We start from the raw sequence: 12,385 nt of genomic DNA on the forward strand, positions 1-12,385 counted from the left end.
TCTTCTTACATAACTAAATCGCTTTTAAACACCTTTAAATCAACATTTGAAAGGAATTTCATTCGAATATGAAAAAATTTTTTATCACAAACTCTTTTTAGACTATTTTCTTTTCAAAATGATTTACAGTCTTTACTTTTGTTATTTTTTAGAATGAAGTTTTACAAAGAATAAAAATAACAGGAAAAATAATAAGAATTATCGCATTTTTACATTAAATCTAAAAACAAATAGAAAACCTTTACATTAAAATAAAATGAGATAGATAAAAAAACATATTTTTAAAGGTGATTTTCTCAAAAAATCTGTCTCAAACACTTAGAAATTTTACAAAAAAAAGAAGCACCTTTAAAAAAGTTGCTCCTCAAATTGAATAAGGGTTAGTGATGTTTTACCTAATTGTTGCAAAACACCACCTAAAATAGCTCGTTGTATCCCTTCTGATAATTGCAAAAATTCCTCAAGCCAATACGGCTCCCATTTTTCAGTTGTCACTGGTGAAAGCAACACTAATGAATCATCCACGATTCCAAACTTCTCTAATGATTCTAAAAAAACACTCGGTTGTAGTTTCCGTCCATTGTCTATCTTTTCTAAAATGACTTGAATTTGATCTAAATAATATTGGATATTCACATCGCCAATCAGTCGTTGCACCTCAGAAAATACTTGCTGCGATTCATCTGTTCGTAAATAGTTAAAATAAGCCGGCAAAGTCAATACCCATTCTTCTTGTGAAAGAGACAAAATCGTCAATTCTCCGTTAGTTACGACATGTGTATAGCTAAATGTTTGATCAGAAGGAATCCCATAAATCAATTCGTCTCGCTTTACAAGCTTAGCCAACAATACCACTTGCGATGCCTCATCTATTTCAGAAAGAATTCTCTCTATCCAGACCGAGATCACTCGTTCATCAAATTCTAGCACTGGAAATCCTAAAGAATAACGATGATTTTCACGCTGAACAATGCCATGCTTAATCAATTGACCCAAGCGCTTATCAATTTTCTCTCCTAGCATCGTTTTCAATTGTCTGAGAGTAGGTTGCGATTGTTTGTTAAGTATATCAACTAATTCTTTAAAAAAAGTACTGCGTAATAAAACCTTTAATTGCTCATCGTCTGTTTCAAAAATAACTTTCATTAAATATTCTCCTAATGAAAAAACACCAGAAACGAAGCTAGTTTCCGTCTCTGGTGGTTTTCTACAAAAATTAATTAAAGCTTTCAGTTAATTGAGGTACCACTTGTTTTTTACGAGAAACAACACCTTGCAAGAACGCACGATTATTGTCTAAAGTCACTGCAAAAGCTTTTTCAACATTAGCTTTTGGATCACCTACAACTAGCAATTCAGAATCACTATCTAAAATATTTGTAACTACTAATAAAAATAAATCGTAACCATTTTCACTATTAGCTTTTGCCATCGCAGCCTCAAGTTCTGCTTGACGCGCAAATACTTCTGCTAAGTCAACTGTATTGATTTGCGCAATACGCACATTTTTGTCAGCCATTGGGAAACTTTTTGCATCCAGGTCTAACAACGTTTCAACAGATTTATCGCTCAATTTCGTACCAGCTTTTAGCATTTCTAAGCCATACACTTCTACATCCACTCCTGCAATTTCAGCTAAAGCTTTCGCTGCCTGTACATCTTCATCTGTACAAGTAGGAGATTTAAATAATAAGGTATCTGAAACAATTGCAGACAACATCATACCTGCAACCGCTTGAGGGATTTCTACATGATTCTCTTTGTACATTTTGTAAATAATTGTACTTGTACATCCTACTGGCTCTGCACGATAGTACAATGGATTTGCTGTTTCAAAATTTGCAATACGGTGATGATCAACAACTGATAAGACCGTCACATCAGCAATGTCTGCCACACTTTGTTGAAATTCATTATGATCCACTAACATGACACTATCTGTTTCATTTGCAACCGTTTCAACTACACGAGGCGCAGCTGTTTTAAAATAATCTAATGCATATTGCGTTTCTTCACTAGGCTCTCCCAAAGCAACAGCTTCTGCATCTTTTCCTAGTTCTCTTTGTAATTCAGCAAAGGCAATCGCAGCACCAATTGCATCAGTATCTGGATTTTGGTGTCCGAAAATTAAAATTTTTGACATATCATTTCGCTCCAATCTTTCAATTCAAAGTTAATGATAGCAAAATCAAATGAAAATTTCCATCACTTTCTTACGATTCTTTTAGTAAATCTTCGAGTTCTCTCGCTGTTTCTTCATTTTACTGAATAAAATGAAGAAACGACACTAAAAATACCCGAACCCTAGTTATTCCTACTTAGAGTTCAGGCATATGTGTTTAATTAGTTATCTCGTTAAATACCCCGTATAATCATCTACATGCAATAACGCTTTCGCATTTTTTACACGCTCTTGACCTGGAGGTTCAATTCCTTCTAATGGATATTTCAAGCCAAGTTCATCCCATTTATATTTGCCCATTGTATGGTAAGGTAGAATTTCCACTTTATCAACATTTTTCAATGTTTTAATAAAACTATCTAAACGAATTAAAAATTCATCGTAGTCACTACGTTGCGGCACTAATACATGGCGAATCCAAACAGGTTTATTAATCTCCGATAAATATTTTGCCATTTCTAAGATATTATCATTTGTTTGCGTCGTCAATTTTCGATGCGCGTCATTATCAATATGTTTAATATCAAATAACAACAAATCTGTATATTTCATTAATTCTTCAAATTTACTAAAGAACGGCTCTTCTCGTGTAAATGGTTTCCCACAAGTATCAAGCGTCGTATGGATTCCTTGCGCTTTTGCTTTTTTAAATAAATCAATCAAAAAGTCTACTTGTAGTAATGGCTCCCCACCACTTACAGTAATTCCGCCTTTTTCTCCCCAATACGCTTTATACTTCGCTGCTTCTTCTAAGACATCATCTGCGGTTCTCAAAGATGCTTTTGGGTCATTGATCTTCCAAGTATCTGGATTATGGCAAAATTGACAGCGCATCCGACAACCTTGAGCGAATACGATAAAACGAACACCTGGTCCATCAACTGTCCCAAAACTTTCAGTAGAATGTATTCTTCCCATTACTGGAGTCGTCATAAAAATCCCTCTTTCTTTAGAAAAGAGGATGACACTGATTGTCACCCTCTATATTTTCAACAATTATAATTTATCATGTGACGTTCTTGAAATAACATCCGCTTGTTGTTCAGGTGTTAAATCACGGAATTTCACAGCATATCCAGAAACACGAATAGTTAAGTTTGGATATTTTTCTGGGTGTTTTTGTGCATCAATCAATAATTCATTTGTAAAGACATTGACATTAATATGGTAACCACCTTTATCAAAGTAACCATCCAAGACATTTCTTAAATTGTTAATTCTTGTCTCATCGTCTTTACCTAATCCATTTGGATTGATTGTTTGAGTATTTGAAATACCATCTAAAGCGTGGGTATATTCTAAACGGGCAGTTGAATTTAATGAAGCTAATAAGCCATTTTTCTCACCTAAGAATTTACCGTCTTGATAACTTGGATTTGCCCCTGGAGCAAGAGGTTTACCTGCACGGCGTCCATCTGGTGTATTCCCTGTCGCTTTACCGTAAACCACATTTGACGTAATTGTTAACAATGATGTTGTCGGTGTTGAATTACGATATGTGTGTTGACGTTTAATTTGCGTCATGAAGTAATCTAAAATCCAATTAGCCATTGCATCTGCTTCTTCATTATCATTTCCGTAAGTTGGAAACTCGTTTTGAGGAACATAATCAATAGCCATACCATCTTCATCACGGATAACTTTCACGTTACCATGTTTAATTGCCATCACACTATCAGCAGCATGTGAAATACCAGCAATCCCTGTCGCAAATGTGCGTTTCAAATCAGAATCCATTGTCGCTAATTGTGCAGCTTCGTACGCATATTTATCATGCATATAATGAATCACATTTAATGTATTTACATATAATTCTGCTAACCAATCCATAATATCTTTAAAGCGTTCCATAAATTCATGGTAATCTAACGTTTCACCTGTCATTGGACGGAATTTAGGCGCGACTTGCATTTTAGTTTTTTCATCCACACCACCATTGATTGCATACAATACCGCTTTCGCTAAGTTTGCGCGAGCACCGAAGAATTGCATATCTTTACCAACAACTGTTGCAGATACACAACAAGCAATTGCACAATCATCAGATCCCCAATTTTCACGTAATAAATCATCATTTTCAAATTGAATAGATGAGCTTTCTTTAGCAATTTTAGCGGCAAATGTTCTGAACCCTTCTGGCAAGCGAGAAGAATACAATACCGTCAAATTAGGTTCTGGAGATGGTCCCATATTTGTTAAAGTGTGTAAAATACGGAAATCATTTTTAGTCACTAATGAACGTCCGTCCATACCCATACCAGCAATTGATAACGTCGCCCAGATTGGATAACCAGAGAACAATTGATTGTATTCCGGTGTTCGTGCGAATTTCACCATACGTAATTTCATAATCAAGTGATCGATCATTTCCTGTGCATCAAATTCAGTAATCAATCCGCGATCTAAATCACGTTGAATATACACATCAAGGAAAGCAGAAATACGACCAATAGACATCGCAGCACCATTTTGTGATTTGATTGCTCCTAAATAACCAAAGTACAACCATTGGATGGCTTCTTGGGCATTTTCGGCTGGACGTGAAATATCGAAGCCATATGAAGCTGCCATTTTTTTCAAGTCATTCAACGCACGGTATTGTTCAGTGATCTCTTCGCGTAAACGAATCACATCATCAGTCATCACTTTATTTCCTGTATTATCATGATCTTTTTTCTTTTGTTCCATCATGAAATCCACACCATACAATGCAATACGACGATAATCCCCAATAATACGACCACGACCATATGCATCTGGTAGTCCAGTAATAATTTTATTTTTACGTGCTAAACGCATTTCAGGAGTGTAAACATCAAACACACCTTGGTTATGTGTTTTACGCCAGTCTGTAAAAATTTTCGTCATCTCTGGATCTGCTTCATAACCATTGGAAATCAGCGCATTATTTGCCATATTGATACCACCAAATGGTTGGAATGCTTGTTTTAATGGTACATCTGTTTGTAAACCTACAATTTTTTCTTCTTCTTTAATTAGATAACCTGGTGCATGCGAAGTTAATGTTGATGGAATATTGGCGTCCATGTCATAAACACCATTTTGTTTGTGTTCCACTTCAAATAATTCTTGTAATTTTGTCCACAATTTGTCTGTACTAGGAGCAATCCCTTCTAAAAAGCTATCATCTCCACGGTACTCAGTGTAGTTCGCTTGAATAAAATCACGTGTATTAATTTCTTTTTGCCATTGTCCGCCTTTAAAACCTTCCCAAGCATTATTTAATTGTTCTGTTTTGTCTACTACTGATGCCATTTGTGTTCCTCCTTATTTTCTGTTCACTTATTGTAACAGCTCTACGTGAATAGTATAACACGAAAGAATTTCTTTGCAACCATTTTCATATTTGTTTTTTAACAAATTTATATAAAAAACAAAACAAACTAAATAAAAAGCTTTTAAATCAATATTTTTAATTGTGATAAATAAATCATAATTACCCAAAATTAAATGTTACAAAATGAACAATAAAGAAAAACAACCAGCTCTCTGTATTATCACAGAGAGCTGGTTGTTTCCTTTAGCTATATAACAGTTTCTTCCGTAGGTAAAGCGGGATCGATAAGCTCGATAACCGAATTGACCTCTCCTGCTTTTTCATCTAACACAAACGAACCATTTGAAGTTCGCTCATTAATTGGGATATCATCCGTAGAAATTATTTTTTCTACTGTATTTTTTATTTGCAACTCTTTGTGCTCACCGTCACCCATATAAATCACACGATGTGGATTTTTCTTCAATTCTCGTAAAATCATCACACCACGTTTGGCGCGACCTAGTTGGCTTAATTCTTGTGCCAACATTCGTTTTACGGCTCCGCGTTGTGTCACAACTACAATTGGACTATCTCCATCTGGATAGACCAACGTACCATTAACAACAAAATCTTTGTCCTTCAGATTCATTGATTTTACTCCAGCTGCTTTTGGTCCAACAACAGGTACTTCGTTTAGAGAAAATCTTAATCCAAATCCTAAACGACTCGCCAAGAACACATCCATATTGTCTTCTTGATTTGTCAAAAAGACATTTACTAATTCATCTGTATCAGATTTAAATTTAATTATTTGCAATGGACGACTCTTGTAAGTTCTCCATGGTTCAAATTCAGTCATTCTCGTTTGCTTAATTAATCCTTCTCTACTTATGAGTACAAAATTTTTCAACGGATCCAGTTCAGTGTACGTATAGACGGCCAAAATAGATTCATCTACTGAAAAATTCAATAACGTTTGCGATACATGTTCACCGATTTCTTTCCAACGTAAATCAGGCAATTCATGTACGGGACGATAAATGACATTTCCTTTATTTGTAACTAAAAGCAAATGATCGAGCGTGTTTGCTTGGCCACTGTATAAGACGTAGTCGCCTTCTTTCATTCCTAATTCTTCAGGTTTCGATGCAGCATAAGATCGCAAGCTACTACGTTTGATATACCCTTCATGTGTGACTGTTACAACAACATCTTCCTGTGCAACTAAAACTTCTGTGTCGATTTTAATCTCTTGAATTTCATCTTCAATTTCAGTTAAACGCGCTTGGCTATATTGTTTTTTCACTTCACGCAATTCTTTTTTGATAACTTTTAATAGTTCTCTTTCGTCACCAATAATTTTTTTCAATTCAGAAATTAATGCCGCTAATTCTTCTGCTTCTGCACGCAATTGCGTAATATCTGTATTTGTTAAGCGATATAGTTGCAAAGTAACAATCGCTTCAGCTTGTTCTTCGGTAAATTGATGCTGAATCACTAAATTATTCTTCGCATCTTTTTTGTCTTTACTTCCTCGAATGGTTGCAATGACTTCATCTAAAATAGATAGTGCTTTAATTAAACCATCTACGATATGTTGACGCTTTTCTGCTTTATTTAAATCATACTGACTGCGTTGTAGGACAACATTACGACGATGTTCAATATAACTTTGCAAAATATGTTTTAATCCTACTTGTTGTGGTCGCATTTGATCAATTGCCACCATATTAAAATTATAATTAATTTGTAAGTCGGTATTTTTAAATAAATAGTTTAGAATGCCTTCTGCGTTAACATCTTTTTTTAATTCAACAACAATTTGCAATCCTGTTCGGTCACTTTCATCACGAACTTCAGCGATACCTTCTATGCGTTTATTTAAACGGATTTCATCCATTTTTTTAACAAGATTCGCTTTATTCACTTCATAAGGCACTTCATTAATCACAATTTGTTGCTTGCCACCACGTAAATCCTCAATTTTTGTTTTTGAGCGTAAGATAACTTTCCCTTTGCCTGTTTCATACGCTTTTTTAATTTCGGATTTCCCTTGTAAAATCCCTCCTGTTGGAAAGTCAGGACCGGGAATGAATTCCATCAATTTATCCAAACTTGCTTGAGGATGATCAATTAGATAAATCGTGCCATTAATCACTTCTTCTAAGTTATGTGTTGGAATTTCGGTCGCATATCCTGCAGAAATCCCCGTTGAACCATTAACTAATAAATTGGGGTATTTCGCTGGTAAAACAGTCGGTTCTTTTTCAGTATCATCAAAGTTCCAAACGAATTCGACTGTGTCTTTTTCAATATCTTTTAACAATTCCCCACTTAATTGGGACAACCGCGCTTCTGTATAACGCATAGCAGCTGGTGGATCGCCATCCATACTTCCGTTATTCCCATGCATTTCAATCAAAATGGCACGTAATTTCCAATCTTGACTCATCCGTACCATCGCTTCATAAATACTACTGTCACCATGCGGATGGTAATTCCCCATAATATTTCCGACTGATTTAGCCGACTTGCGGAAGCCTTTTTCAAAGGTATTTCCATCTTTATTCATCGAATACAAAATCCGACGTTGAACAGGTTTTAAACCATCACGAATATCTGGTAATGCACGTTCTTGAATAATGTATTTGGAGTATCGACCAAAGCGATCTCCCATCACTTCTTCTAATGTTAATTCTTGAATATTACTCTCGTGTTCCAAGAGACCACCTCCTAATCGCTTTCAGGTAATTCTTCAAATAATGTTGGTTGTGTTTCTTCTTGTTTATCTAAGATACTACCATCTTCTTCTAAACTAAATTGAACATGTGATTCGATCCATTTTCTTCTAGGCTCAACTTTATCTCCCATCAATGTAGTTACGCGGCGTTCAGCTTTGGCTGCATCATCAATTCTTACTCGAATCAAAGTTCTTGTATCAGGATCCATCGTTGTTTCCCATAACTGCTCGGCATTCATTTCTCCAAGCCCTTTGTAACGCTGAATCATATAGCCACGACCAATTTTCTCAATATTCACAGCTAACTCTTCTTCTGTCCAAGCATATTCAACAATTTCTTTTTTGCCTGTGCCTTTAGATACCTTATATAAAGGTGGTAAGGCAATGTATACTTTGCCCGCCTCAATTAATGGTTTCATATAGCGATAAAAGAACGTCAACAATAGGACTTGAATATGTGCACCATCTGTATCCGCATCGGTCATAATAATAACTTTATCATAATTACAATCCTCAATTGAAAACTCTGGTCCAACCCCTGCTCCTATCGTATAAATCATTGTATTAATTTCTTCATTTTTTAAAATGTCTTGCATTTTTGCTTTTTCAGTATTAATAACTTTACCTCGTAGTGGTAAGATTGCTTGGAATTTACGGTCACGTCCTTGTTTGGCAGAACCTCCGGCAGAATCCCCTTCGACAAGGTATAATTCATTTTTCTTTGGATTTTTAGATTGAGCTGGCGTTAATTTCCCAGAAAGTAAGGATTCACCTTTTTTCCGTTTTTTACCAGTTCGGCTTTCTTCACGTGCTTTACGTGCTGCTTCACGTGCCTCGCGAGCTTTCACTGCTTTACGAACAAGCATCTGACTCATCTCGCTATTTTCTTGTAAATAAAAGCCCAATTGTTCTCCTAAGACGTTATCAACTGCCCCACGCGCTGCTGGAGTACCGAGCTTTTCTTTGGTTTGACCTTCAAACTGCAAAAGATTTTCGGGAATTCGAACAGATAAAATTGCTGCCAGTCCTTCTCGGAAATCACTACCTTCTAAATTTTTGTCTTTTTCTTTTAACAAGCCCACCTTGCGCGCATATTCGTTAAAAGCTTTCGTCATTGAAGTTTTCATACCGACTTCGTGTGAACCACCATCTTTGGTACGTACATTATTAACGAATGACAAAACATTCTCTGAATAGCCATCGTTGTATTGGAAAGCCACCTCTACTTCAATACCTTCACGTTCGCCGGAAAAGTATGCGACTGGTGTCAATGTATCTTTTTCTTCATTCAAGTATTCAACGAATTCTTTGATTCCTTCTTCATAAAAGAAAAGCTCTTCTACTTTTTCCTCACCACGTAAATCAGTTAACGTGATTTTTACGCCACGAAGTAAGAAAGCAGATTCACGTAAACGCTCCGCTAATGTGGCATACGAAAATTTCGTTACTGAAAAAATAGTATCATCTGGTAAGAAATGAACTTTTGTCCCATTTGGTTGTTTTGTTTTCCCAATCTTTTTCAACTTACCATCTGGTTTACCACCATCTTTAAAACGTGCTTGGTATTCTATCCCATCGCGATAAATACTAACATCTAGCCAAGAAGATAGTGCGTTTACAACACTGGCACCAACACCATGTAAACCACCAGAAGTTTTATAACCGCCTTGACCAAATTTTCCACCCGCATGAAGCACGGTAAAAATAACTTCAACCGTTGGAATTCCTGATGCATGCATCCCAACTGGCATCCCACGTCCACTATCTCGTACACTGATGCTATTATCTTCATGAATGGTTACGTCAATCTCATTTCCATAACCAGAAAGCGCTTCGTCTACTGCATTATCAAAAATTTCATACACTAAATGATGTAATCCTCGGCTATCTGTTGAACCGATATACATCCCAGGTCTTTTTCTTACTGCTTCTAATCCTTCTAAAACTTGGATTGAAGCATCATTATATTCATTGGTTTGTTTTTTTACCAAAGCAAACGCTCCTTTAAGGTTCAAATTTACTCGAATCATTATACATCATCTTCTAGCTACTAAGCAAAGAAATTCCGAAAATGACAAGAAAAATTTCTAAGATTCGCTCTTAGAAATTTTTCTATGGTTTCATTGTGTCATTTTTTTCCATTCAACCTTTGTACAACGATTCATTACTATATCAGTACGACCAGCTTCTTGCAAGAGTTTCGCTGCTGCTTCGTTCTCAATTTCTAATTGTGCCCAAAAAACTTTGGCATCAGTTTCCAAAAAATCTTGCGCTACTTCTGGTAAAAATTCACTGCGTCTAAAAATATCCACAATATCAATTGTTTCTGGAATATCTTGCAATTTTTCATAGACAGGTTCACCTAGAATAGTTTTTCCAGCTAAGACAGGATTGACTGGAAACAGTTGATAGCCTTGCTCTTGAAGAAATTTTGCTACTTGATAACTTGTTCGATCTTCTTTGTTACTCAATCCTACAATAGCAATATTTCTTGCTGACTGTAAATATTTCTGAATTGTTTGTTCATCTGGATTTTTAAAAGACATTTCAATTCCTCCTTGTAAATTAGGTTTATTTTTGTTGTTGTGACAGTCATTTCATGCTAAAATTGCTCTAGTCATGTAAAGAAAGTTGGTCATTATGAAAATCATTTTATTTTTAATTGCCTATTTATTAGGATCCATTCCTTCAGGTGTATGGATTGGAAAACTTTTTTTCAAAAAAGATATCCGCCAATTTGGTAGTGGAAACACTGGAACGACGAATACTTTTCGTGTACTTGGTAAAAAAGCAGGCATTATCGTCCTCTTGATGGATATTTTAAAAGGAACACTTGCCACTAGCTTACCAATGATTTTCCAGATTCCTAATATTAATCCTCTATGGTTTGGGGTCTGTGCTATTTTAGGACACACCTTCCCTATCTTCGCTGGTTTTAAAGGCGGCAAGGCTGTCGCAACGAGTGCAGGAATGTTATTAGCCTATCAACCATTGTTTTTTATTTATTCTACCATTTTATTCATTATTTTATTATTTATCACTAGTATGGTTAGTCTAAGTAGTATGATTGCAGCTGTTTTAATCACCTTGTCAACTATTTTGTTGCCTTATGTTGCGCCAGTCATTCTCTCTAAACAGGATTGGTTATTAACCATCATTGCAATTTGTGTCACGATTTTTATCTTCTATCGACACAAAGAAAATATTTCTCGTATTAAAGACGGCACGGAAAGTCGCGTGCCTTTTGGCCTAAATAAGCAAGATAAAAAATAAGCTGGGTAGCACAACCCAGCTTATTTTTTTATTTCACTGTAATTGCATATTTTGTATCAAAACTTTCTTTTCCATTTAACTGGCGAATACCTAATTTTTCGGTTAGTTCGCCCGTAGCATCTAACGTATCCGCAATTCCAGCCCAAGGCTCAATGCAAACAAAGGGAGCATCTAATCCATAATTTCCAGCCCAAATACCAACATATGGTAAATGATTATACGTTAATGTCACACTATGTGGTGATTTTTCACTACGAATTGAGAAAGAGTTCAAGCCTTTTGTTTCAAAAATCAAGGTATCTTCTTTAAATAAATCGCGTGTTAATGCAATATTTGTATTGGTTTGCCCCAACGTTCGTTGGTTTAAGTCAATAAAACCTTCTTTCAAAGGTAACATTACTCTGGATTTCATGGGAGAAGGTTCTAAAAAATAATCTTCAAAAGCCAATTCTTCATCTAAAGGAACATTGAATGCAGGGTGTCCGCCAATTGAAAAATACATTTCTTCATCTGATGGGTTCTCTACACGATATTTCACAACAATACCATCGCCACCTAATTCATAAGTCAGAATTAATTTGAAGTCAAATGGGTAAACTTTTTTTGTTTCAGTTGTGCTTTCCAAAACAAGACTAACGGCATCTGGTTGTTTTTCCAATACTTGAAATTCCATATCTCTAGCAAATCCATGTTGTGACAATTGATAGGTTTTTCCTTGGTAAGTGTATTGATTATTTTTCAAGGCGCCCACAAATGGAAACAACACAGGTGCGTGTCGTTTCCAATATTTTGGATCTGCTTGCCAGATATATTCAATGTCAGTTTCTTTACTTTTCAGACTAATCAATTCCGCACCCGCTGTGGCAATGATAGCTTTCAAGTGATCTGTTTCAATTGTAATATCCATTTT

At 35.7% G+C, this 12,385-nt stretch carries 9 protein-coding genes; 1 reads left to right on the top strand and 8 read right to left on the bottom strand.

The genetic code is table 11. The features are described 5' to 3' along the window. Positions 1–348: 348 nt before the first annotated feature. From BAU17_RS00035 to BAU17_RS00065, 7 genes are all read right to left on the bottom strand, one after another. Positions 349–1,146, bottom strand: a complete 798-nt coding sequence (locus tag BAU17_RS00035) for a DUF1803 domain-containing protein (protein ID WP_161900778.1) — start codon at positions 1,144–1,146, stop codon at positions 349–351. 70 nt (positions 1,147–1,216) lie between these two features. Further along, a complete protein-coding gene (locus tag BAU17_RS00040; protein ID WP_161900779.1) occupies positions 1,217–2,143 on the bottom strand; it encodes a manganese-dependent inorganic pyrophosphatase in 927 nt (308 codons plus the stop codon). A gap of 204 nt (positions 2,144–2,347) precedes the next feature. Then, complete coding sequence (gene pflA, locus BAU17_RS00045) at positions 2,348–3,115, bottom strand: pyruvate formate-lyase-activating protein (RefSeq protein ID WP_161900780.1); 768 nt, start codon at positions 3,113–3,115, stop codon at positions 2,348–2,350. A 63-nt stretch (positions 3,116–3,178) separates the two neighbouring features. After that, positions 3,179–5,458, bottom strand: coding sequence for a formate C-acetyltransferase (gene pflB, locus BAU17_RS00050; RefSeq protein WP_161900781.1), 2,280 nt, complete (start codon positions 5,456–5,458; stop codon positions 3,179–3,181). Positions 5,459–5,727: 269 nt separating this feature from the next. Next, the gene (gene parC, locus BAU17_RS00055) at positions 5,728–8,184 is read right to left on the bottom strand and encodes a DNA topoisomerase IV subunit A (RefSeq protein ID WP_161900782.1); all 2,457 of its coding nucleotides are present in this window, start codon (positions 8,182–8,184) and stop codon (positions 5,728–5,730) included. Positions 8,185–8,195: 11 nt separating this feature from the next. Further along, entirely contained in the window at positions 8,196–10,193 is a 1,998-nt protein-coding gene (gene parE / locus BAU17_RS00060) for a DNA topoisomerase IV subunit B (RefSeq protein ID WP_161900783.1), read from the bottom strand. Positions 10,194–10,322: 129 nt separating this feature from the next. Further along, a complete protein-coding gene (locus tag BAU17_RS00065) occupies positions 10,323–10,748 on the bottom strand; it encodes a CoA-binding protein (protein WP_161900784.1) in 426 nt (141 codons plus the stop codon). 94 nt (positions 10,749–10,842) lie between these two features. Here BAU17_RS00065 and plsY point away from each other — a divergent pair, with 94 nt between their 5' ends. Beyond that, positions 10,843–11,475, top strand: coding sequence for a glycerol-3-phosphate 1-O-acyltransferase PlsY (plsY, locus tag BAU17_RS00070; RefSeq protein ID WP_161900785.1), 633 nt, complete (start codon positions 10,843–10,845; stop codon positions 11,473–11,475). A 28-nt stretch (positions 11,476–11,503) separates the two neighbouring features. Here the strand turns inward: plsY and BAU17_RS00075 are convergent, their stop codons facing one another. Continuing rightward, positions 11,504–12,382, bottom strand: coding sequence for an aldose 1-epimerase family protein (locus BAU17_RS00075; RefSeq protein WP_161900786.1), 879 nt, complete (start codon positions 12,380–12,382; stop codon positions 11,504–11,506). Between the last annotated feature and the right edge of the window lie 3 nt (positions 12,383–12,385).

The organism is Candidatus Enterococcus willemsii, from assembly GCF_009933335.1.
GTDB classification, from domain to species: Bacteria; Bacillota; Bacilli; order Lactobacillales; family Enterococcaceae; genus Enterococcus_F; species Enterococcus_F willemsii.

Coding starts and splice junctions, on each gene's coding strand:
- BAU17_RS00035 (WP_161900778.1), bottom strand. CDS start 1,146: ATGAAAGTTATTTTTGAAACAGACGATGAGCAATTAAAGGTTTTATTA.
- BAU17_RS00040 (WP_161900779.1), bottom strand. CDS start 2,143: ATGTCAAAAATTTTAATTTTCGGACACCAAAATCCAGATACTGATGCA.
- pflA (WP_161900780.1), bottom strand. CDS start 3,115: ATGACGACTCCAGTAATGGGAAGAATACATTCTACTGAAAGTTTTGGG.
- pflB (WP_161900781.1), bottom strand. CDS start 5,458: ATGGCATCAGTAGTAGACAAAACAGAACAATTAAATAATGCTTGGGAA.
- BAU17_RS00065 (WP_161900784.1), bottom strand. CDS start 10,748: ATGTCTTTTAAAAATCCAGATGAACAAACAATTCAGAAATATTTACAG.
- plsY (WP_161900785.1), top strand. CDS start 10,843: ATGAAAATCATTTTATTTTTAATTGCCTATTTATTAGGATCCATTCCT.
- BAU17_RS00075 (WP_161900786.1), bottom strand. CDS start 12,382: ATGGATATTACAATTGAAACAGATCACTTGAAAGCTATCATTGCCACA.